The following is a 21813-nucleotide window of genomic DNA, read 5'->3' as shown; positions in this document are numbered from 1 at the left end:
AGTACGGGTGATCACCTCGCCGGGGTGACGCGCGGGCGGCGCGGGACGTCTAGCGTGGCCGTCATGGAAGAGCAGCGCCTGCGCCCGGGCGGGCCGCCGCGCTGGTGGCGGCACGGGCCGCCGTGGTGGTCCCGCGCCGACGAGGACGAGACGCCGGGCGCCCGCCTGCCCGTCGTCTCCACCGCGCTGTTCACCGCCTTCGTGTTCATCGGCTCCCACTTCTCGTCCCGGAACCAGCACGGGATCCGGGAGGCGCCGGACCCTTACGCGTACGCGCTGCTCTGTGTGGCCTGCGGGCTGCTGCTGTGGCGCAAGCGGCACCCGGCGTTCGTGGCCTACGGCACGACGGTGGCCACGCTGGCCTACTTCGCCGCCGGATACGCGTACGGACCGGTGTTCCTGGCGGTCGCCGTGAGCTGTTTCAGTGCCGTCGTCGCCGGGCGCCGCCGGGCCGCCTGGGCGTCCGTGGGGCTGCTCTGGGCCGGGCACGCGCTGATCGCGCTCTGGCTCTACCGGTGGCTGCCGCCGGCCGGTGACACCGCCTCCTCCTGGGGGCAGCAACTCGTCATCGCCACCTGGGTGGTGGCCGTCGTCGCGGTGTCCGAACTGGGCCGCGTACGCCGCGAGCAGTGGGCCAAGGAACGCGCCGAGCGCGCCCAGGCGGCCCGGCGGCGCGCCGACGCCGAACGGCTGCGGATCGCCCGCGAACTCCACGATGTCCTCGCGCACAGCATCTCCGTCATCAACGTGCAGGCGGGCGTCGGCCTCGCGCTGCTGGACACCGATCCGGAACAGGCGCGGACCGCGCTGACCACCATCAAGGCCGCGAGCAAGGAGGCGCTGGGGGAGGTGCGGCAGGTGCTCGACACCCTGCGCGCCCCGGGAGCGGCCCCGCGCGCCCCGGCGCCCGGCCTGGACCGGCTGCCCGAACTCGTGGACCAGGCGGCGAGCGCCGGCCTCACCGTCGACGTCGAGGGGTCCGCGCCCCGGCTGCCGCCCGGCACCGACCTCGCCGCCTTCCGCATCGTGCAGGAGGCCCTCACCAACGTCGTACGGCACTCGGGCTCCCGGAACGCGCGCGTGCGCCTCGACCACGACGGCGACGCGCTGCGGCTGCGCATCGACGACGACGGCCCGGCGACCGGCGCGGACGCGGGCGGCAGCGGCAACGGCCTGGCCGGGATGCGCGAGCGGGCCGCCGCGCTCGGTGGCACCATCGACGCGGGCCCGCGCCCCGACGGCGGCTGGCGGGTGGTCGCCGTGCTGCCGCTGACGATCAAGGAGGAGAACCGGTGATCCGCGTCACTCTCGCCGACGACCAGTCACTGGTACGGGCCGGGTTCAGGGCCCTGCTGGACGCGCAGCCGGACATCGAGGTCGCCGGGGAGGCCGCCGACGGCGAGGAGGCTCTGCGCATGGTGCGTGAACTGCGCCCCGACGTGGTGCTGATGGACATCCGTATGCCGGCGCTGGACGGGCTGGCCGCGACCCGCCGCATCACCGAGGACCCCGGCCTGAAGGACGTCAAGGTGGTCATGCTCACCACCTTCGAACTCGACGAGTACGTCTTCGAGGCGATCCGCTCGGGCGCCTCCGGCTTCCTGGTCAAGGACACCGAACCCGACGAACTCCTGCGCGCGGTACGGGCGGTGGTCGGCGGCGACGCCCTGCTGTCCCCCGGAGTCACCCGCAGGCTGATCGCCGAGTTCGCCGCCCGCTCCAAGGAGCCCGCCACCGCCGACGCCCTCGCCCGGCTCACCGAGCGCGAACGCGAGGTCATGGCCCTGGTCGGCATCGGCCTGTCCAACGAGGAGATCGCCCGCCGCCTGGTGGTCAGCCCGCTCACCGCGAAGACCCACGTCAGCCGCACCATGGTGAAGCTCGGCGCCCGTGACCGGGCGCAACTGGTCGTCCTGGCCTACGAGTCGGGGCTGGTCAGGCCCGGCTGGCTGGGCTGAGGCGGCCCGCCCCACCCCGCTCGGCGCGGCCGGTTCGGACCCTGACGCGGACGGTCGTTCGGCCCGGACCCGGACGACCCCCCGGCTCGTGGGCTCAGCCGATCGCCGAGGTCTCCCGCCACAGCGTGACAAGTGACTCGTCCCCCGTCGCGTGGGGGACCGGGACCCGGTTCCACAGCGCCAGGTACAGCAGGTCGGCCGGCCCGGAGAGTTCGGCGTCGGCCGGAGCGGAGGCGTCCCGGACCGTGACCGGCGGCCCGTCGGAGAGCCGTACGGTCCACACCGCGTCCGCGCCGTCGGCCGTGCCCGTCGCACGCACCCGCAGCACGCGCGGCCGGGCACTGCGCACCCGGCTCCTGGAGCGGGCGTGGAAGCCGCGCAGCAGCTCGTCGATGCCGTCGACGGCGAACTCGCCGTCGATCGCGCTCGGCACGCCGCCGCGCGCCCGCTCCGCGTCGAAGCGGTGAACGGTCGTCTCGTGGGCCTGCCGCCGGGTCCAGAAGGCCAGAGGCGACGGCGGATCCTGGGGCGCGGGGTGGAACGTCCAGCACTCCACGGCGGCCGGCGCCCCGGCCAGGGTGTCCACGAGCCGCCGGTGGCCGTCCCGGTACCAGGCCACCAACTCGGCCCCGTCGAGGGCGGGCGGGTCCCCGAACGGGCGCGGTGAGGTGTGCCCGGCGGCGACGAAGGCGGCGGCCCATTCGTGCACCGCGCCCGTGTGCCGCAGCAGGTCCCGTACCCGCCAGTCCGGACACGTCGGCACGACGGCGTCGGTCCCCGCCTCCTCGGCCGCGGCGGCCAGCAGACGGCCCTCCCGATCCAGCGCCTGAAGGAACTCGTCGGTCTTCATGGGGGAAGTCTGCCGGACGGGACCGCCTCGGTGAGCGGAAAGCCTGCCTGGCGAGACACGCCGTACGGCACGGAGCGCCTCACGCGGGCGGGCGGGATCCGCCGTCGCTCACTCGCCCGTCGACCGCCTGGTGGTGAACCCCACCGCCGCGGCGACCGCGGCCAGGGCGGCGACGCTGGTGAGCGCGGCCGGCAGGGAGAGCCAGTCGGCCATGAACCCGATGGCCGGGGGGCCGAGGAGCATCCCGCCGTAGCCGAGCGTGGAGGCGACCGCGACACCGCTCGGACCGGCCAGGGCACCGGCGCGCTCCACGGCGACCGGGAAGAGGTTGGCGAGCCCGATCCCGGTGACGGCGAAGCCGAGCAGGGCCGCCCACACCGACGGCGCGAGACAGCCGAGCAGCATGCCGGCCGAGGCGACGAAGCCCCCGGCCACGATCGTGCGGGTGCGTCCCAGCCGCTGGAGGAGAGCGGTCCCGGTCAGCCGTCCGATGGTCATCGCCAGGGCGAAACACGAGTAGCCGGCCGCGGCGACGCCGGGCGAGGCGTCCAGGTCCTGCTGGAAGTGGAGCGCGCCCCAGTCGGCCATGGCGCCTTCACCGTAGGCCGTGCACAGCGCGATGAGGCCCAGGACCAGCACGACACCGCGGGTACGGCCGTCCAGGCGCCGCGGATGCGGCCGGTCCGGCCTCCGCTCGGCTTGGTCCCGCGTCCGCTCGGCCGGACCCGGGGACGGCTGCCGCAGGAGCGTGCGCCCCGCGACGGCGGTGACGAGCAGACCGATCACCGTCAGGCACAGCAGATGGCGGGTGGCGGAGAGGTGTCCGGCCACGAACCCGCCGACGCCGGCTCCCACCATGCCGCCGAGGCTGAAGGCCGCGTGGAAGCTCGGCATGATCGGCCGCCGCAGCGCGGCCACCAGGTCGACGGCCGCGCTGTTGAAGGCGACGTTGATGCCGCCGTACGCGGCACCGAAGACCAGCAGAGCCGCGCCCAGCGCCCAGGCGGAGTGGGTGAGCGGGGGCAGGGCGACGCCGAGGGAGAGAAGGACGGCGCAGACGACGGTGACCGGATGGTTCCCGTACCGGCGGCACAGGCGCCCGGTGAGCGTCATGGTGACGACGGCGCCGGCGGACACACCGAGCAGGGCGAGGCCGAGCTCACCGGTGGAGGCGTGGGTCTGCTGCTTGACGTCCGGGATACGGACCACCCAGCCGGCGAAGACGAAGCCGTCCAGGGCGAAGAAGGCGGTCAGAGCGGCACGGAGCCGTAGGAGGGCGTTGTCCGGCACGGCGGTGTGCGAACGGACTTTGTTCAGGAGCGGCACAAAGTCAGGCTAGATGTGCGGCGGAGCGGGGACAAGGGGTGGGGTGTGTGCGGGTGGCGAAGAGGTCGTCGAGGGCACCGGACCCGTCGAGGACGCCGGTGCGGGCGGCCGACGCGCACGGACAGTGCCGACAGGGCTCTGCGCGTGCGGCACGAGCGGTCGACGTGGGCGCACACGCTGTCGAGGCGCGGCTGTCGTGGCACGTCAGCCCGTCTTGCGGCCCCAGTGGGTGTCCATCCGGGCCCACTCCTCGGCCCACTGGTCGAAGCGGCGGCGGTCGAGCCGGCTCTGGATCAGCTTGGCGCCGCCGATGACGAGGCCCGCCGTGGCCGCGCCCGCCCACAGACCGCCCAGCCCGGACTGGAAGGCGGCGTCGGTCGGGGACGCGGGCGGCGGCGTCAGCCTGCCGTGCCCGTTCGTCCACACCGTGACATGGGAGCCGGGCGTCGCGGAGGCCGGGACCCTGGCCCGGTCCGTGTGCGTCGAGCCGTTCGGCTCGGTCCAGCGCACCGTCCCCCACGACAGGGAGCCGCTCGTCGACCGGGCGGAGCCCCGTGCCGCCTCCTGGGTGAGCACGGCCGACACGGGGCGGCTCTGCGCGCGCGCCCGTTCCGCGCTGTGCTGCATGGCACTCGCCGTCAGCAGCCCTGCCACCAGTCCGCCCACCAGGGCGAGGGCCCAGGCGAAGAGGAGGATCCACGCCTCCACGACATCACTGGTTCGCCTGAGTGGATTGCGCCGCCACCGCCACAGCCACTCTCCCGCACGACGTGTCACCTTCGACACCCCCTCGTGCCCACCGTCGGCCCTTACTTCAAGTGTGCCCCCAGACGCGATCAGAGGCTTCCGGTCCGGCCGGAAACACCGGTCACCGTAAACGGTTGAAGCGGAGAGGGCCGGACGGAGCCGGCGGGCCCCGGAGCGGAGCGGGCCGCCGCGGCGCCCTCGGGCCGCGGTGACGGCCGCCGCGTGCGTCACCCGCAGACCCGACCGCCGTGCCCTCAGCGGCAGGGGCGTGCTCAGACGGTGAGGACGCGGATGCCCGCCTCCTCGAACCGGCGCACCGTCTCCGGCGCCGCCGCCGAGTCCGTGACCAGGGTGTCCACCGACTCGGCAGGGCAGATGCGCGCAAAGGCGCGCCCGCCCAGCTTGCTGGAGTCCGCCGCGACGACCACGCGTGCGGCGCGCTCGCACAGCAGCCGGTTGATGGCGGCCTCCGCCTCGTCGTTGGCCGCCGCGCCGTGGGTGACGTCGAAGGCGACCACGCCGAGGACCGCGACGTCGATCGTGATCTGGCCGAGTACCCCGTCCGCCAGCGGGCCGATGAGCTCGTACGACTGCGGGCGCGCCACCCCACCGGTCACCACGATCTTGAACTGGGGCCGTACGGCGAGCTCGTTGGCGATGTTGAGCGCGTTCGTCACCACCGTCAGGGCCGGGGAGCCGGAGGCCAGGTCGCCGCGGACCGCGAGGGCGCGGGCCACCTCCGTGGTCGTCGTGCCGCCGGTCAGGCCCACCGCCTCGCCGGGTGCGACCAGGTCCGCCACGGCCTTGGCGATCCGCTGCTTCTCGGAGGCGCGGCGGGCCGTCTTGTAGCGCAGGGGCAGTTCGTAGGAGACGCCGTGCACGACCGCGCCGCCCCGGGTGCGGACCAGCATCTGCTGCTCGGCCAGCTGGTCGAAGTCCCGCCGGATCGTCGCGGCCGACACCCGCAGCTCGGCAGCCGCCTCCTCGACATCCAGTCGGCCGCGCTCGACGAGCAGCTCCAGCAGCGCCTTCCACCGGGCATCGCGCGACATCGGCGGCCTCCGTTCCTCGACCCTCCGTGACCCTAGCGCACCCTCCTCTGAGGCAAATGCTTGATTCTGCTCGAAAATCACAGCTATGTTGCAAGAACAATCAGTCATTCGCCGGGAGGGTGTGGCCATGAGCCATGTCGAGGACGAGCTGACCAGCCAGCCGGAGTGCTGGACCCGTGTCGCGGCCGACGCCGCCGGGCACGGCGGGGCGCTGCCCGCGCCGGGGGAGCGGGTGGCGATCGTCGGCTGCGGCACGTCGTACTTCATGGCGCAGGCCGCCGCCGCGCTGCGCGAGGGCGCCGGGCAGGGCGAGACCGACGCCTTCGCCGCCTCGGAGTTCCCGCACGGCCGCTCCTACGACCGGGTCCTCGCCCTCACCCGCTCCGGCACCACCACCGAAGTGCTCGATCTGCTGGGCCGGCTGAAGGGCCGTACCCGCACGACGGCCGTCACCGCGGACCCCGGAACCCCGGTCATGTCCGCCGCCGACGACGTCGTCGTCCTCGACTACGCGGACGAACGCTCCGTGGTGCAGACCCGGTTCGCGACCACCGCGCTCACCCTGATCCGTGCGCACCTGGGACTGCACACGGACGCCGTCGTCGCCGACGCCCGCACCGCGCTGACCCGGCCGTTGCCCGAAGGGCTCGTCGACTGCACGCAGTTCACCTTCCTGGGGCGGGGCTGGACCGTGGGCCTGGCCAACGAGGCCGGCCTGAAGATGCGCGAGGCCTCACTGTCCTGGACCGAGGCCTACCCGGCGATGGAGTACCGGCACGGCCCCATCAGCATCACCACCCGGGGCACGGCGACCTGGATGCTCGGCCGGGCGCCGGAGGGCCTCGCCGACCAGGTGCGCGCCACCGGCGGAATGTGGGTGGACGGCGGGCTCGACCCCCTCGCCGAACTCGTCCGCGCCCAGCGGCTCGCCGTCGCCGTCGCCGCGGCCCGCGGCCTCGACCCCGACCAGCCGCGCCACCTCACCCGCTCGGTGATCCTCACGCCCTGACGCCCCGTTCCTCTATCCGGAAAGGACCGGCCGTGCCGCTTGCAGCCACCGGCGAGCTGGTCGGCGGTGCCGCCGCCGCGCGTTCCGCCGTCGTCGCCTTCAACATCATCACGCTGGAACACATCGAGGCCGTCGTCGCCGGCGCGGAGGCGGCCGGTGCGCCCGTCGTCCTCCAGGTCAGCGAGAACGCGGTCACGTTCCGCGGCGGGCAACTGCTGCCGCTCGCCCGCGCGGCCGTCGCCGCCGCCGAACGCGCCGCCGTGCCCGTCGCCCTGCACCTCGACCATGTGCAGAGCGACGACCTGCTGCGCCAGGCGCCCGGCGCCGGATTCAGCTCCGTGATGTACGACGCCTCCCGGCTGCCGTACACGGAGAACCTCGCCGCGACCCGGGCCGCCGTCGCCTGGGCGCACGCCCAGGGCCTGTGGATCGAGGCGGAGCTGGGCGAGGTCGGCGGCAAGGACGGCCGGCCGCCGCTGGACGCCCACGCGCCGGGCGCCCGCACCGACCCCGGCGAGGCGCACGCGTTCGTCAGCGACTCGGGCGTGGACGCACTGGCCGTCGCCGTCGGCAACTCCCACGCCATGACCGAGCGCACCGCGGCCCTCGACCACGACCTCGTCAAGCGGCTGGCCGGCACGCTGGACGTCCCGCTCGTCCTGCACGGCTCCTCCGGCGTGCCCGACGGGGAACTGACCGCGGCCGTCGCCGGCGGCCTCGCCAAGATCAACGTCGGCACGGCCCTGAACCTCGCCATGACCCGCGCCGTCCGCGGCTTCCTCACCGCCCACCCCGATGCGGTCGACTCCCGCACGTACCTCGGCGTGGGCCGGGAGGCGATGGCACGGGAGGCGGAGCGCATCATCGGCGTGGTCGGCACACCCGCCACGGCACCTCCCGCCTGACGGGCCCGCGCGGCCTACCGCTCGACGGTCCACGTCGCCTGACGCGCGATGGTCCGCGCCGCCTACCGCTTGACGGCCTTGAGCACCACGAACTTCGAGTCACTGGCCACCAGCCGGCTGTTGCCGAACAGCCGGCGCAGCTTGACGTGGTAGCCCAGGTGACGGTTGCCGATCACCCACAGCTCGCCGCCGGGCCGCAGCGCGCGCCGCGCCCCGGTGAACATCCGCCAGGCCGTCGCGTCCGTCGTCGCCTGGTGCGAGTGGAAGGGCGGGTTGTTCAGCACCAGGTCCACGCTGCCGGAAGGCACCCCGGACAGGCCGTCGCCGACCCGGAACTCGGCGTGCCCCGGCACCTCGTTCGCCTTGTACGTCGCCTCCGCCGAGGCCACCGCCTGGAACGACTCGTCCGTGAACAGCACCTCCGCCTCGGGGTTCGCCAGCGCCATCGCCGTACCGACGACTCCGTTGCCACAGCCCAGATCCACCACCCGGCGGGCCCCGCGGCCGTCCGGCAGATGCCGGAGGAAGAAGCGGGTGCCGATGTCGAGCCGGTCGGCGCAGAAGACGCCCGCATGGTTGACGACCCTGCGGCCGGAGACGGCGCCGACGCCGTCGGGCAGGTCGTAGCCGTACGGCCACGGGTTGGCGGGCCGCTTCAGGGACGGGTCGGGGGTGCACAGGATCAGCCGGGCCTTGCGCTCGGCGAGCGAGGTCCGCGTCGGGCCGAGGATCCGCTCGAACAGCGCGAGCGTGGAGGTGTGGATCTCCTTCACCCTGCCGGTCCCGACGACGACCGTCCTCTCGTGCAGCGAGGGCGCCAGCCGCAGCAGCTGGTCCTCCAGCAGGGCGAGGCTCTTGGGGACGCGCACCAGCAGCACGTCGATCCGTGCCGGCGGCGGGTCCTGCGTGGTGAGCAGCCGAACGGCACCGGGCTCGACACCGTTGCGGGCGAGATTGCGGCGCGTCGCCTCCTGCCCGAGGAACGAGTCGGTGATCTGCACCGGAGTGTGCTCGGCCAGCGCCGTCACCAGCGCGCCCCAGCGGTCCCCGACGACCACGACCGTTCCGGACAGGTCGGTCGCCTCCTGGGCGAGGTGTCGCAGCAGATACTCGTCGGAGGCGTCCCAGGCACGCAGCCGGTCACGCGGGTCCTCGGGGAACCGGGACGGCGCGAGCTCGCCCCAGGGGGTCGTCATACGGTCGTTCATCGTCCGTCCAGGTTAGTGCTGTGACCGGAATGCCGCGGGCCGCGCCCGGTCCGGCAGGATGGGACGCATGGACGCCGAGCTGTTCCCGCGGACCCGTGCGGAGGTCGCGCCGGGCGCGGTGCACGTTCCGGAGTGGCTGGACGGGGCGCGCCAGCGCGAGCTGCTGGCCGCCTGCCGGGTGGGGGTACCCCCTCCGGGGGAGGGCGCGCCCGCCGGCCGGCCTGCGCACGGTGCCACGCCCGGTGGCGGCACCATGACCGCTCGGCAGGTCTGCCTGGGGTGGCACTGGTACCCGTACGCCTACGCCCGCACGGCCGTCGACGGGGACGGCGCTCCGGTCAAGCCGTTCCCCGCCCGGCTGGGCGAGCTGGCCCGGCGCGCGGTGACGGACGCGCTCGGACCGGAGGCGGCCACCGGGGCGGCGTACGACATCGCGCTGATCAACTTCTACGCCGCCGACTCCCGCATGGGCATGCACCGCGACAGCGACGAGAAGTCCGGCGCGCCCGTCGTCTCGCTCAGCCTCGGCGACACCTGCGTGTTCCGCTTCGGCAACACCGGGACCCGTGCCAGGCCGTACACGGACGTCGAGCTGCGCAGCGGCGACCTGTTCGTCTTCGGCGGCCCGCCCCGGCTCGCGTACCACGGCGTGCCCCGGGTCCATCCGGGCACGGCACCGCCCGAGTTGGGGCTGACCGGCCGGCTGAACATCACGCTCCGCGTGAGTGGTCTGTAGACCGCCGCGTCTGCGGATCATGGGAGACTCCCCCTCATGAGCGGCAAGGCGGAACCCCGGACGGCGGGGGAAGGAACCACCTCCAGGACGCGGCTGGACCGGGGGCGCGGTGCGCTCGGGCCCGCGCTGGAGCTCGTGCACACCGGGCGCGCCCCGACCCGTGCCGTGCTCACCGCCGAGCTGGGGGTGACCCGGGCAACGGCCGGCGCGGTCGCCGCCGAGCTGGAGGCGCTCGGCCTGATCCGGGTGGACGCCCGGCCGGGCGCGGCGGCCGGTTCGCAGGGACGGCCCTCGCACCGGCTCGCGATCGCCGAGGACGGGCCCGTCGCCCTGGCCGCCCAGGTGCACGCCGACGGCTTCCGCGCGGCCTTGGTGGGCCTGGGCGGCCGGATCGTGGCGACCGCGCCGGGCTGCGAGACCGTGGACGCCGACCCGGCCAAGGTGCTCGGCTCCGTCGTCGAGGCCGGCGCCGAGCTGCTGCGCGGCACCGGACGACGCTGCGTCGGCGCCGGGCTCGCGGTGCCCTCCGCGGTCGCCGAACCGGAGGGCCTGGCGCTGAACCCGCTCCACCTCGCCTGGCCCCCGGGCGCGCCCGTACGGGAGATCTTCGCCGAGTGCGTGCGCGCGGCCGGGATCACGGGCCCCGCGTTCGCGGCCAACGACGTCAACCTCGCCGCGCTCGCCGAGCACCGGCACGGCGCCGGGCGCGGCGCCCGCGACCTGCTGTGCGTGGCCACCGGGCACCGGGGTGTGGGCGGTGCGCTGGTGCTGGACGGGCGGCTGCACACCGGCAGTTCGGGACTGGCGCTCGAAGTCGGCCACCTCACCGTCAATCCGGAGGGCCGCCCCTGCCACTGCGGCAGCCGCGGCTGCCTCGACGTGGAGGCCGACCCGCTGGCCTTCCTCACCGCGGCCGGACGCGCACCGGGACCGGTGGTGTCCCTGCTGCAGCAGGCCAACGACCTGATCCGCCACCACTACGACGACCCGGCCGTCCGCACGGCCACCGAGGCCCTGATCGACCGCCTCGGCCTGGGCCTCGCGGGCCTGGTGAACATCCTCAACCCGGACCGGATCATCCTGGGCGGGCTGCACCGCACCCTGCTCGACGCCGATCCGGACCGGTTGCGCGCGGTCGTCGCCGACCGCAGCCTGTGGGGCCGCAGCGGCGGCGTGCCCATCCTGCCCTGCACCCTGGACCACAACAGCCTGGTCGGCGCCGGCGAGATGGCCTGGCAACCGGTCCTGGACGACCCGCTGGGGGCACTGGCCTGAGCCGCCGGGGAAGACACGGACCAGGGGAATGGGCGAGGGGTTCGTGTCAGGCGGCCGTGGTGCGGCGGGGCCTGGGGACCAGCTCGCCGCCGCAGTCGGGGCAGCTGTGGCCCATGCTTTCGGCGCTGGGCACGCAGAAGGTGCACTCGTAGGAGCAGATCCGGGCCGGTGCGTCCGGCGGCAGGGGGGCGGTCTCGCAGCGTTCGCACCGGTCACGCATCTCCAGGGCCGGGGTCGTCGCCTTTCTCCTCCTGGTGGCTGGGCCCTTCCGTCCTCGGGCCGGGCGCGGCCCCGGGAAGACAGGCCCGGGCCAGGCTTGCGCGGGATCGGGCCGGACGGCCGACCCGGTGCGGCGGGCGGGATGCCGCTCAGCGCCAGTCGGTGGCGAAGGCCCCGGCCGGGTTGTCGGTGAAGACGCGGTCGACGAGGTCCGCGTCGAGTTCGGCGGCGAGCCGCTGACGGAGCCGGCGGAGCAGGTGCGGCATGCCGGGGCCGCCGTCGACCGACCGCGCGCCCGCGACCACCGTGTCGCCGCCGAGCAGCAGCCGGTGTCCGAACCCGGCCTCGGCAAGGGCCCGTAGCGCTTCGGGCATGCGCCAGTCGGTGGCGTGGTGGGTGCGGGACGGGCCGTCGAAGGCGAGATAGCAGCCGCTCCGCGCCGCCTCGCGCTGTGTCACGGCGTCGGGGAAGCGGTTGAGGTGCCCGAGGACCACCCGGTGCGGCGGCATCTCAACCTCGTCGCACAGCAGGTCCAGGACGTCCAGCGCGGCCGTGCCCATGTCCAGATGGACCGCCACGGGCGCGCCCGTGGCGTGGTGGGCCTCGGCCGCCGCTCTCATCGTCCAGCGGGCGTGCGCGTCCAGGCCGTGGAAACCGCCGGCCACCTTGACGAGCCCGGCACGGACCCCTGAGGGGCCGATCCCCTCGGTCAGTTCGGAGACGAAGACCTCCGCGAGCCGGTCCCGCAGTGCGTCGAGAGTCTCCTGGTCGTAGTGGACCGCCTGGTGCAGCCCCGTCGCGCACACCACGTGGACCCCCGCTGCCCGGGAGAGGAGCGGCAGGTCGGCGGCCCGGCGCCCCAGCCCGTAGGGCGTCCATGCACCACGCTCCGGCCGCCCGCCGCGCGGAACGCGTCCAGTTCCGCCCGTGCCGCCGACGCGTCGGCCAGCTCCCGGCCGGGCAGTCGGGGGCTGGGGAAGAACAGGTGGTCGTGGGCGTCGGTCACCCCCAGTTCCCCGGGGGCGATGTCGCCGAGGACCGTACGCACGGCGCTCACCACCGGCGCCCCCGCGGCAGCGTCTTCCGTCCGGGCTGGGACACGTGCAGGACCTGGAACATCTCGCCCGCGCCGGCGGACGCCTCGGCCGCACGCTCCCGGTCCGCCCACAGCGAGAAGCGCACCAGCTCCCAGCGACCGGTGTCCACCGCCGCCGACGCGAGCACCGCACCGTCCCGGCCGGCCAGCCGCCGGATCGCGTCCACCTCGTCCGCCATGAAGTCCGCGAGCACCACGCCCTCGGGGACGGGGCGACGATGCCGTACGGCGACGGCAACGGGCGCGTCCGCGGCGGCGCCCTCCTCGTGGACCAGGCCGGTCCACTGCCGCACCGTGGGCCGTCCGAAGTCGTCCGCCAGCCCCTGGAAGGCGCCTGCCCACAGGAAGGAGTTCATGCCCTCCACGGTGTTCCACAGGTAGAACGGGCCGTACTGGTTGACGGGTGAGCCGTCGACGCCGCGCTCGCGCATCAGATACGCCTTGAGGCCGAGCCCCTCCCAGTCGTCGAGCAGGTGCCCGATCCGGGCCACTCGGCCCCGGATCACCTCCATGTCATGGTCGGCGGGCAGGGTCACTTCGTACTGCATCGCGTGCATGGTGAGAGCCTTTCCGTCAGGTCCCGGGCCGGTCGGCCGTCGAGGAGTGCGGGGCGAGCAGGCGGAGCAGTCCGCGCACCCCGGTGTCGAAGGCGTCGGGGGAGCCGGAGGCGCGCGCCAGGACGTAGCCGCCCTGTACGGTCGCGAGGATCGTCGCCGCGATCTCCTCGCCGTCGAGCGCGGGCGCGAACTGGCCCCGCTCCTTGCCCTCCTCGACGATCCCGGCGAGCCGCTCGCGGATCCAGTCGAGCGTCTCGTCGACCGGTGCGCGCAGCTCGGCGCTGGCGACGACGTCCGGGTCCATGGTCAGCCGGCCGATCGGGCAGCCGCGCAGCACATCGCGTTCGCGCCGCAGATACGCCTCGATGCGCTCGTACGGCGTTCCCGCGCCGCCCAGTACTCCCTCCGCAGTGGCGCGCATCTCCTGGGCCGTGCGCCGGATCGCGGCCAGCGCCAGGTCGGGCTTGCCCTTGAAGTGGTGATACATGCTGCCCTGCCCGGCGCCCGCGCGCTCCAGGATCGCCTTGGGGCTGGTGCCCACGTATCCGCGCTCCCACAGCAGCTCGCGGGTGGACTCGATCAGTCGCTCCGGGGTGCTCACGCAGCTACTGTACATACTAGTAGGTACAGAAGTCGACGGTCCGTCACCCGTCTTCCGCCGTCCCCGGGAAGCAGCCTCCGCCCGCCCCCGTACTCCCCGCGGGGTACGCACACTGCCGCTGGCCGTACGACGACCCGGACCCCGCCCCGGAGCCACTCTCGAGACATCACCGGACGACCCTCCCAAGGAGATGAACCGAGATGCAGACCCTGGCGGAATGGAACGGCCACCCCGGGCCGTGGATCCTCCTCTTCCCGTTGATCTGGGCGGCCGTCGTCGTCGGCGCCGTCACCGTCCTGCGCCGCACGGCGTGGCGCGGTCGCGGCGGACCGTGGCGCGGCATGGCCCCCGGCCCCTGGCGCGGCGCCGACGGCCGCCCGGCCGGCGACTCCCCGCTCGCCGTCCTCGGCCGTCGCTTCGCCTCCGGCGAGATCGACGAGGACGAGTACTGGCGGCGTCTGTCGGTGCTGGAGGAGCAGTTCGGCCGTCCGGGCAAGGGCGGTGCCCTGTGACCGCCGCGACCACCACCGCCACCGGCTCCTCGGCACCCGGACCGGCCGCCCGCATGGCCGCCCGGGTCACCGAGGCCGTCAAGGTCCACGGATCGGGCGACACCGCCGTACGGGCCCTGGACGGGGTGACCGTCGGCTTCCCCGCCGGACGCTTCACCGCCATCATGGGGCCCTCCGGTTCCGGCAAGTCCACCCTGATGCACTGCGCGGCCGGGCTCGACACGCTCACCTCGGGCACCGCCCACATCGGGGACACCGACCTGAGCGCCCTCGACGACCGCCGCCTCACCCTGCTGCGCCGCGACCGTGTCGGCTTCGTCTTCCAGCAGTTCAACCTGGTGCCGACGCTGACCGTGGCGGAGAACATCACGCTGCCCCTGGACCTGGCGGGCAGCAGGGGCGACGCGGAGTGGATCGACGCGCTCGTCGACGTCGTCGGACTGCGCGACCGCCTGCGCCACCGGCCCGCCGAGCTCTCCGGCGGGCAGCAGCAGCGCGTCGCCGTGGCCCGGGCGTTCGCCGGCCGGCCCGAGGTGGTCTTCGCCGACGAGCCCACCGGCAACCTCGACTCCCGCTCCGGCCAGGAGGTGCTGGGCCTGCTCGGCCGCGCCGTACGGCAGATGGACCGCACCGTCGTCATGGTCACCCACGACCCGGTCGCCGCCGCCCACGCCGACGAGGTCCTCTTCCTCGCCGACGGACGCCTGGTCGACCGGATGGAGTCCCCGACCGCCGACAAGGTCCTGGACCGCATGAAGGCCTTCGAGGTGAGGACATGACCACGTCCCTCCGGCTCAGCCTCTCCTCGCTGCGGGCCCACAAGCGGCGCTTCGCCGGCACCTTCCTCGCCGTGTTCCTCGGCGTCTCCTTCCTGGCCGGGACGCTCGTCATGGGGGACACGCTGCGCTCCGGCTTCGACTCGATGTTCGGCAAGGCGACCGGCGGCACGGACGCCGTCGTGCGCAGCGCCGACACCATCACGACACCGGGCGACAGCCAGGGCACACGGCAACCGGTGCCCACCGCCCTGGTGCAGACCCTCGAGCGGGTCCCCGGCGTCGCGGCCGCCGCCCCCGACATCCAGGGCGCGGGCCAGCTCATGGGCAGGAACGGCAAGCCCATCGGCGGCCAGGGCCCGCCCACCGTCGCCGGGAACTGGATCACCGACCCCACGCTCAACCCGTACCGGCTCGCCGAGGGCCGCGCCCCCGCGAAGCCCGGCGAGGTCGTCGTCAACCGCGGCACCGCGAAGAAGGGCGGCCTGCGGATCGGCGACACCACCACCCTGCGCACCCCCGACCCCGTCCGGGTGACGATCGTGGGCCTCGCCACCTTCGGCGGCGAGGACGGCATGGCGCAGGTCACCTTCACCGGCATGACCCTGGCCGACGCGGAGAAGTACCTGACCGCGCGGCCCGGTGAGGCGGCGAGCATCCAGGTGCGCGCCGCGTCCGGCGTGAGCCAGGCGGAACTCGTCCGCCGGGTGACTCCCGTCCTGCCCAAGGGGGTCGAGGCCATCACCGGTCAGGAGTCCGCGCAGGAGAACACCGACATGATCTCCAGTCAGTTCCTGACCGTCTTCACCACCTTCCTGCTGGTCTTCTCCGGCGTCGCCCTGCTGGTGGCGACCTTCTCCATCCACAACACCTTCGCGATCGTCGTCACCCAGCGCGCTCGCGAGAACGCGCTGCTGCGCGCCCTCGGCGCGTCCCGCCGCCAGGTGACCGCCTCCGCCCTCGCCGAGGCGAGCGCCGTCGCGCTCACCGCGTCCGCCGCCGGACTGGCGGGCGGCATCGGCATCGCCGCCGGGCTCCAGGCGCTGTTCCCGGCGATCGGGTTCCCCTTCCCGGACGCCGACCTGGTCGTCAAGCCGCTGTCGATGGCGTTGCCGCCGCTGGTGGGCGTGGTCGTCTGCCTGGCGTCCGCGCTCGCGCCCGCGGTGCGGGCGGGCCGCACCGCACCGCTGGCCGCGCTGCGCGAGACGGCCGTCGACACCTCCGGCGCCTCCCGCACCCGCGCGATCGTCGGCACCAGCCTCGCCGCACTGGCGATCGCGGCGACCCTGACGGGCGTCCTGGTCTCCCCGTCCGTGTGGTCGGCCGGCCTCGGCGCCGTGCTCGCCCTCGTCGCCTTCGTCGTCCTCGGCCCGGTCGCCTCCACCACCGTCGTACGGCTGCTCGGCGGGCCGCTCGACCGGCTGCGCGGCGTCACCGGCGCCCTCGCCCGGCGCAACGCCCTGCGCAGCCCGAAGCGGACCGCCGCGACCGCGAGCGCGCTGATGATCGGCGTCGCCGTGGTGTCGCTGTTCACGGTCTTCGGCGCCTCGCTCAAGGCCACCATGGACCAGACGGTCGCGCGCTCCTTCGCGGGCGACCTCGTCGTGAGCACTCCGTCCTTCGGCGCGGGCGGCAGCGGGCTGAGCCCCCGGCTCGCCGGGGCGATCCAGCGGCTGCCCGAGGTGGAGACGGCCGTCGGCCTGGGCCGGGGCGTCGCCGAGGTGGACGGCGAGGGACGGGCGCTGACCGTCACCGACCCCGCCGCGCTCGCCCGCACCTTCGACCTGGGCACGGTCCAGGGCTCCCTGCGGGACCTGGGCGCCGACGGACTCGCCCTGACCCGGAGCGAGGCCGACGAGCAGGGCCTGACGACCGGCGACAAGGCACGGCTCACCTTCACCGACGGCAAGAAGCAGACGTTCACGGTCCGCGCGGTCTACGGCCGGTCCGAACTCGCCGGTGACTACGTCATCACGCGCGAGGCCTGGGCCCCGCACCGCACCCAGGACTCCGACAGGCTCGTCGCCGTCTCCCTCGAGCCGGGGGTGAGCGCGGACGCGGGCAAGGCCGCCGTGGAGAAAGTCGCGGCCCGGTACGGCAACCCGCAGGTGCAGACCCGCGACGAGTACGCGCAGTCCTCGGCGGGCGGCATCGACATGATGCTGACCCTCGTGTACGCCCTGCTCGCCCTCGCGGTCCTCATCGCGCTGTTCGGCATCGCCAACACGCTGACGCTGGCGATCCACGAACGGACCCGCGAACTCGGCCTGCTGCGGGCCGTCGGCCAGACCCGTTCCCAGGTGCGCGCGATGGTCCGGTGGGAGTCGGTGCTCGTCGCCGCCTTCGGCACGGCCGGAGGGCTGGCCCTCGGCGCCTTCCTCGGCTGGGTACTGGTGAAGGCGTCCGCCGGCGCCGGCGACACGGCGTTCGCCTTCTCCCTGCCGCCCGCCCGGCTCGCGGTGGTGGCCCTGGTGGGCGTCACCGCCGGCGCCCTGGCCGGTCTGCGCCCGGCCCGGCGCGCGGCCCGCCTGGACGTCCTGCGGGCCATCGCGACGGAATGACCGCCGCACCGGGCGGTGACACGGCATCGCCCGGTGCGGCCGACCGCGGTGGGTGAGTCGCCCCGGCCGCGGTCGAACGGTCGCCATGGCAGACGGAACGACTCGACGGGGCACGGCGGAGGTGTCACGGGCCGGCGCGAGGCACGACGGGCACGGCCGTCGGACGGCCGTCGGCGGCGGGTGTGGTGGTCCTCGGACCGTTCACGGGCGTGCGGGGCGGCTTGCCGCGCCGGTACGTCCGCGGGCCCGGTCGCCCGCCGGCCCATCGGTACACCGGTACATCGCTACATCGACACACCGGTATACCGACACGTCGACATACCGGCACATCGCCCGCGGCGACCGGCGGCACCGCGTACAGGGCAGTACGAGGTGCCGCCGGTCGCCGTGGTGCGCGTCGGTCACCGCCCGGTCAGCCGGGAACGGCGGACCGGGCGGGAGCGTGGGCGGGTGGCCCGGCGCCGTCGAGCGCGGGCTCGGGCGCCGTGAAACGGCGCACGGGCTGGTCCGGGGTCGCCAGCCGTGGAACGCGCGCGGGCACGGTCACCGGGCCGCCGGAGGTCGGCAGGGTGAACCAGACCACCTTGCCCTGCTCGCCGTCCGGGCGCGCGCCCCAGCTCTCGCTCATCGCGGCCACCATCGCCAGTCCGCGCCCCTCGGTGGCCAGCGGCGCGATCTCGCCCAGCTCCTCCACGACGGGAAGACGCGGATCGTGGTCGCGCACGGAGACCGTGAGCCGGTCGAGCAGCAGCTCGAGCTCGACCGTGCACAACTTGTCGGGCCGGGCGTGCTGGTGGACGTTGGTCAGCAACTCCGTCACACCGAGCGCCGCTCGGTCGATCAGAGCGTCAAGATGCCAGTAGCGCAAGTGCGCCGATACGATTCTGCGGACCTGGCCGATCCGCGACGGCAGGGCTTGGAGCTCCACCGTGCAGTGCCTGCTTGGGTGACTGATCACGGCTGCGACTCCCCGACGTTGAGGTCCGGAAGAACACGACGTTTCGGATGCAGCAGGACGCCTGCGTGACACTGCCGCCTGCTGTCGTGGCCGGCGGGCTGGTTCGCAGCGTTATCGCCGGTAAACCCAGAGTGACGTGAGACCAGCGTGACGCAAGGGGTTCGGCACCGCAACTTCGCGCCACCTTCGCGACCGGCGTCAGCCGCCGCGTCCCGCCGCCCTGCGGACGGCCTCGACGAATCTGCGCGCCGCCGGCGGCCCGGGCTCGCCCGGCGCGGGGTCCAACGCTCCCAGGGTGAGCGAGTAGCGGTTGCCGTTGAGGTCGGCCAGCGCCCGGTCGGCGGAGCCCAGCCAGGGCCTGGACGCCCGCACCGCCCGTACCGGCGCGCTGTCGATCTCGCTGCCGTTGCTGGTGAGCAACTCCAGCCTGCCGTCGCTGATCCGGACCCGTCCGGCCCGGGTGAGCGAGCGCAGCCGTCGCGCGATCCGCACGCCCGTGGCCGTGAACTCCGGTTCCGCCATCGCTGCCGCCCTCTCGTGCGCACCGCCGGCTCCAGGCTCCGTACAGTCCCCGAGCCGGCGTGGTCCGTCCGGGAACCCGTGTGCGTCCCGTCGGGCTCTTCGTCCCGCGCGGTGCAGTCTGCCCCCCTTCGCCACCCGGCACCAGTGCACGCGGCCCCCGCGCGACCGGCGCCCGGAGCATTCGCGCGAATGCGCCCCCACCGATGCCCGCGATGCGCCGGTGACGCGCTCTGGCGAGCCCTGCCCCAGGCCCGTCTTTGACCTGCCCAAAGTGGTGTTTATGCAGGTGAGGACGGTGTGAAAGGTGTCTATCATCGGTGACGTCCGGCCGCGCGACACGCCGTCGGCGCCCAGAGTGAGGAGTCCCGCCGTGAGCACCACCGAGCAGCGCCGGACCGGTGAAACCCTGGATCTCGACCGCAGCGACAGCGGCTACCGGGACTGGCTCAAAGAGGCTGTCCGCAAGGTCCAGGCGGACGCCAACCGGTCGGCCGACACCCACCTGCTGCGCTTCCCGCTGCCCGAGGAGTGGGGCATCGACCTCTATCTGAAGGACGAGTCGACCCACCCGACCGGCAGCCTCAAGCACCGTCTGGCCCGCTCGTTGTTCCTCTACGGCCTGTGCAACGGCTGGATCCGGCCGGGCCGCCCGGTGATCGAGGCCTCCAGCGGCTCGACGGCCGTCTCCGAGGCGTACTTCGCGAAGCTGATCGGCGTGCCCTTCATCGCGGTGATGCCCCGCACGACGAGCGCCGAGAAGTGCCGCCTGATCGAGTTCCACGGCGGGCGGTGCCACTTCGTGGACGACCCGCGCACCATGTACGAGGCCTCCGCCCGGCTCGCGGTGGAGACCGGCGGCCACTACATGGACCAGTTCACCTACGCCGAGCGGGCCACGGACTGGCGCGGCAACAACAACATCGCCGAATCCATCTTCCGCCAGCTCGAGTTGGAACGCTTCCCGGAGCCGGCCTGGATCGTCGCCACCGCGGGCACCGGGGGCACCTCCGCGACCCTCGCGCGCTACGTCCACTACATGCAGTACGACACCCGCGTCTGCGTCGCCGACCCGGACAACTCCTGCTTCTTCGAGGGCTGGGCGACCGGCGATCCGGACGTTACCTGCGACTGCGGCTCGCGTGTCGAGGGCATCGGCCGGCCACGCATGGAACCGAGCTTCGTGCCCCACGCCATCGACCGGATGATGAAGGTGCCCGACGCCGCCGCCGTAGCCGCCGTACGGGCGCTGGAAGGGGCCATCGGCCGCAAGGCGGGCGGCTCGACCGGCACCGGACTGTGGAGCGCCCTGAAGATCGTCGCCGAGATGCTGGCCGAGGGACGCCGGGGCAGCGTGGTCACGCTGCTGTGCGACCCGGGCGACCGCTACCTCGACAAGTACTACTCGGACGCCTGGCTGGCCGAACAGGGCTTGGACAGCGCACCGTACACGGCCGCGATCGACACCTTCCTCACCACGGGGGAGTGGCCGGGCTGAGCCGGACGGCCGGTGCGCCCCCGCGCCGGTCAGCGCCCGGACAGGCGCCGGTCCAGGGCGGTCACGGCCCCCCGGAAGGCACGTGCGAATCCCGGCCGGCCCAGGGAGAGGGCGAACCGGAAGACCGGCGTACCGTCCGCGGCGACGGTCCACCGCACGCGCGTGCCCGTCCCGGCCGGCGTCAGCCGCCACTCCTCGGCCAGTGCGCGGGCGCCCGGCGCGTTGGTGACGTCGACACGATAGGCGTACACCTCGGGGGACCGGGCGACGAGGACCCCCTCCTCGAACCGCGTCCCGCCCCAGAGCCGGATCTCACGCCTGGCGGTGCCCCCGAGCGGCCGCGCGGAGGTCACCGCCGGGAACCACCGCGCCCAGCCGGGCACGTCCTCGGCGAGCGCGGCGAAGACCCGCTCGGGTGAGGCGGAGACATCGCGTGCGAAGACCAGTCGTACCGGGGCGGTCCCCACGAAGTCGCTCTCCACGGGACGCAGACGGTGAGCCATGGACAGGAACCTCTTCACGCGCGGCGACAAGGCGGTGGACGAGCACCGACGCGGCCACCGTAGCTGACGTCCTCTCAGCCGCCCCTCGCGGGGCACCTCAGACGTCTTCCCCGTCCCCCGGCTCGCCCGCCACCACCAGCCGCAGGTGCTCCTCGATCTCCGCGCGCGCCTCGGCAGGCAACCCGGCGTCCGTCACCAGCGTGTCGACGCGGTCCAGCGTGGCGAAGGAACTCAGGCCCACGACACCCCACTTGGTGTGGTCGGCGACCACCACCACCCGCCGTGCGGACTGCACCAGCCTCCGGTTGGTCTCGGCCTCCGCGAGGTTCGGCGTCGACAGGCCGGCCTCGGCGGATATCCCGTGCACGCCGAGGAACAGCATGTCGAAGTGGAGCGCGGCGATCGCCTGGTCGGCCACCGGCCCCACCAGCGAGTCGGACGGAGTGCGCACCCCGCCGGTCAGCACCACCGTCGCCGCGCCCTGCCGCTGCCCCGAGGCGCGCTGCGCGCTGTGGAAGACGTCCGCCACCCGCACCGAGTTGGTGACCACCGTCAGGTCCGGCACGTCCACCAGTTGATGGGCCAGCGCGTACGTCGTCGTACCGCCCGACAGCGCGATCGCCGTGCCCGGCGCGACCTGCCGCGCCGCCGCCCGCGCGATGTCCTCCTTGGCGGTGAGCTCCAGACCCGACTTGGCCTCGAAGCCCGGCTCGTGCGTGCTGGCCTCCACCACCGGGACCGCGCCGCCGTGCACCTTCTCCAGCACACCCTGGCGGGCCAGCGCGTCCAGGTCGCGGCGGATCGTCATGTCGGACACGCCGAGCTTCCGGGTCAGCTCGTTGACCCGGACACCGCCGCGGCGGCGGACCTCGTCCAGGATCAGGGCGCGCCGCTGCTCCGCGAGGAGGTTCTGATTCTCACTCACGTGTGCTCCGGTTCCTTTCGCC

General features: G+C 74.1%; 22 protein-coding genes and 1 pseudogene. 10 read left to right on the top strand and 13 right to left on the bottom strand.

Features of this window, described 5'->3' with window-relative positions; all coding sequences use genetic code 11:
* Positions 1-63 precede the first annotated feature (63 nt).
* Together ACWDUZ_RS05000 and ACWDUZ_RS04995 are read left to right on the top strand one after the other, a co-directional pair.
* Complete coding sequence (locus ACWDUZ_RS05000) at positions 64-1296, top strand: sensor histidine kinase (protein ID WP_451630381.1); 1233 nt, start codon at positions 64-66, stop codon at positions 1294-1296.
* Entirely contained in the window at positions 1293-1958 is a 666-nt protein-coding gene (locus ACWDUZ_RS04995) for a response regulator (RefSeq protein ID WP_451630380.1), read from the top strand. The genes ACWDUZ_RS05000 and ACWDUZ_RS04995 overlap by 4 nt, the downstream gene beginning before the upstream one ends.
* A gap of 94 nt (positions 1959-2052) precedes the next feature.
* On the opposite strand, the gene ACWDUZ_RS04990 is transcribed toward ACWDUZ_RS04995, so the two are convergent.
* From ACWDUZ_RS04990 to ACWDUZ_RS04975, 4 genes are all read right to left on the bottom strand, one after another.
* A complete protein-coding gene (locus ACWDUZ_RS04990; protein WP_451630379.1) occupies positions 2053-2808 on the bottom strand; it encodes a maleylpyruvate isomerase family mycothiol-dependent enzyme in 756 nt (251 codons plus the stop codon).
* Positions 2809-2916: 108 nt separating this feature from the next.
* Positions 2917-4098, bottom strand: a complete 1182-nt coding sequence (locus ACWDUZ_RS04985; protein ID WP_451630476.1) for an MFS transporter — start codon at positions 4096-4098, stop codon at positions 2917-2919.
* 240 nt (positions 4099-4338) lie between these two features.
* Positions 4339-4911: an Rv1733c family protein gene (locus ACWDUZ_RS04980; protein WP_451630378.1), complete on the bottom strand. Its 573-nt coding sequence runs from the start codon at positions 4909-4911 to the stop codon at positions 4339-4341.
* A gap of 242 nt (positions 4912-5153) precedes the next feature.
* Positions 5154-5933 (bottom strand): DeoR/GlpR family DNA-binding transcription regulator, encoded by a 780-nt coding sequence (locus ACWDUZ_RS04975; RefSeq protein WP_451630377.1) that lies wholly within the window; start codon positions 5931-5933, stop codon positions 5154-5156.
* Positions 5934-6060: 127 nt separating this feature from the next.
* Between ACWDUZ_RS04975 and ACWDUZ_RS04970 the strand changes: the two genes are divergently transcribed.
* A complete protein-coding gene (locus ACWDUZ_RS04970; protein ID WP_451630376.1) occupies positions 6061-6942 on the top strand; it encodes an SIS domain-containing protein in 882 nt (293 codons plus the stop codon).
* Between the two features lie 32 nt (positions 6943-6974).
* Positions 6975-7847 carry a class II fructose-bisphosphate aldolase gene (locus ACWDUZ_RS04965; protein ID WP_451630375.1) on the top strand — a complete coding sequence of 291 codons (873 nt, stop codon included), beginning with the start codon at positions 6975-6977 and terminating at the stop codon, positions 7845-7847.
* A 62-nt stretch (positions 7848-7909) separates the two neighbouring features.
* Here the strand turns inward: ACWDUZ_RS04965 and ACWDUZ_RS04960 are convergent, their stop codons facing one another.
* Entirely contained in the window at positions 7910-9043 is a 1134-nt protein-coding gene (locus ACWDUZ_RS04960; RefSeq protein ID WP_451630475.1) for a methyltransferase, read from the bottom strand.
* Between the two features lie 79 nt (positions 9044-9122).
* On the opposite strand from ACWDUZ_RS04960, the gene ACWDUZ_RS04955 reads away from it, so the two are divergent.
* Together ACWDUZ_RS04955 and ACWDUZ_RS04950 are read left to right on the top strand one after the other, a co-directional pair.
* A complete protein-coding gene (locus tag ACWDUZ_RS04955) occupies positions 9123-9791 on the top strand; it encodes an alpha-ketoglutarate-dependent dioxygenase AlkB family protein (RefSeq protein WP_451630374.1) in 669 nt (222 codons plus the stop codon).
* Positions 9792-9827: 36 nt separating this feature from the next.
* A complete protein-coding gene (locus ACWDUZ_RS04950; protein ID WP_451630373.1) occupies positions 9828-11066 on the top strand; it encodes an ROK family protein in 1239 nt (412 codons plus the stop codon).
* A 46-nt stretch (positions 11067-11112) separates the two neighbouring features.
* Here ACWDUZ_RS04950 and ACWDUZ_RS04945 read toward each other — a convergent pair whose 3' ends face one another.
* From ACWDUZ_RS04945 to ACWDUZ_RS04930, 4 genes and pseudogenes are all read right to left on the bottom strand, one after another.
* On the bottom strand, positions 11113-11286 hold the full coding sequence (locus ACWDUZ_RS04945) for a DUF1272 domain-containing protein (RefSeq protein WP_451630372.1): 174 nt from the start codon (positions 11284-11286) through the stop codon (positions 11113-11115).
* A gap of 148 nt (positions 11287-11434) precedes the next feature.
* Positions 11435-12345: pseudogene (locus ACWDUZ_RS04940) on the bottom strand (phosphotriesterase family protein).
* Complete coding sequence (locus ACWDUZ_RS04935) at positions 12339-12938, bottom strand: DUF4865 family protein (RefSeq protein ID WP_451630371.1); 600 nt, start codon at positions 12936-12938, stop codon at positions 12339-12341. The pseudogene ACWDUZ_RS04940 and the gene ACWDUZ_RS04935 overlap by 7 nt, the downstream one beginning before the upstream one ends.
* A 16-nt stretch (positions 12939-12954) precedes the next feature.
* Entirely contained in the window at positions 12955-13554 is a 600-nt protein-coding gene (locus ACWDUZ_RS04930; protein ID WP_451630370.1) for a TetR/AcrR family transcriptional regulator, read from the bottom strand.
* A gap of 185 nt (positions 13555-13739) precedes the next feature.
* On the opposite strand from ACWDUZ_RS04930, the gene ACWDUZ_RS04925 reads away from it, so the two are divergent.
* The 3 genes from ACWDUZ_RS04925 to ACWDUZ_RS04915 are packed head-to-tail and all read left to right on the top strand — an operon-like array spanning position 13740 to position 17388.
* Positions 13740-14051, top strand: a complete 312-nt coding sequence (locus tag ACWDUZ_RS04925) for an SHOCT domain-containing protein (protein ID WP_451630369.1) — start codon at positions 13740-13742, stop codon at positions 14049-14051.
* Between the two features lie 53 nt (positions 14052-14104).
* Positions 14105-14830, top strand: coding sequence for an ABC transporter ATP-binding protein (locus tag ACWDUZ_RS04920; protein ID WP_451630474.1), 726 nt, complete (start codon positions 14105-14107; stop codon positions 14828-14830).
* Positions 14827-17388: an ABC transporter permease gene (locus ACWDUZ_RS04915; RefSeq protein ID WP_451630368.1), complete on the top strand. Its 2562-nt coding sequence runs from the start codon at positions 14827-14829 to the stop codon at positions 17386-17388. Before ACWDUZ_RS04920 ends, ACWDUZ_RS04915 begins: the two co-directional genes overlap by 4 nt.
* A 412-nt stretch (positions 17389-17800) precedes the next feature.
* Here the strand turns inward: ACWDUZ_RS04915 and ACWDUZ_RS04910 are convergent, their stop codons facing one another.
* Both ACWDUZ_RS04910 and ACWDUZ_RS04905 read right to left on the bottom strand, forming a co-directional pair.
* A complete protein-coding gene (locus ACWDUZ_RS04910) occupies positions 17801-18346 on the bottom strand; it encodes an ATP-binding protein (RefSeq protein ID WP_451630367.1) in 546 nt (181 codons plus the stop codon).
* Between the two features lie 198 nt (positions 18347-18544).
* Positions 18545-18868, bottom strand: coding sequence for a hypothetical protein (locus ACWDUZ_RS04905; protein WP_451630366.1), 324 nt, complete (start codon positions 18866-18868; stop codon positions 18545-18547).
* A 370-nt stretch (positions 18869-19238) separates the two neighbouring features.
* On the opposite strand from ACWDUZ_RS04905, the gene ACWDUZ_RS04900 reads away from it, so the two are divergent.
* Positions 19239-20363: a PLP-dependent cysteine synthase family protein gene (locus ACWDUZ_RS04900; RefSeq protein WP_451630365.1), complete on the top strand. Its 1125-nt coding sequence runs from the start codon at positions 19239-19241 to the stop codon at positions 20361-20363.
* Between the two features lie 29 nt (positions 20364-20392).
* Here the strand turns inward: ACWDUZ_RS04900 and ACWDUZ_RS04895 are convergent, their stop codons facing one another.
* Together ACWDUZ_RS04895 and ACWDUZ_RS04890 are read right to left on the bottom strand one after the other, a co-directional pair.
* On the bottom strand, positions 20393-20866 hold the full coding sequence (locus ACWDUZ_RS04895; RefSeq protein WP_451630364.1) for an SRPBCC family protein: 474 nt from the start codon (positions 20864-20866) through the stop codon (positions 20393-20395).
* Between the two features lie 97 nt (positions 20867-20963).
* Positions 20964-21791: a DeoR/GlpR family DNA-binding transcription regulator gene (locus ACWDUZ_RS04890; RefSeq protein WP_451630363.1), complete on the bottom strand. Its 828-nt coding sequence runs from the start codon at positions 21789-21791 to the stop codon at positions 20964-20966.
* Positions 21792-21813: the final 22 nt, after the last annotated feature.

It is taken from the genome of Streptomyces sp. NPDC003393, from assembly GCF_053589015.1.
This window is presented reverse-complemented; position numbering and strand designations above follow the sequence as displayed.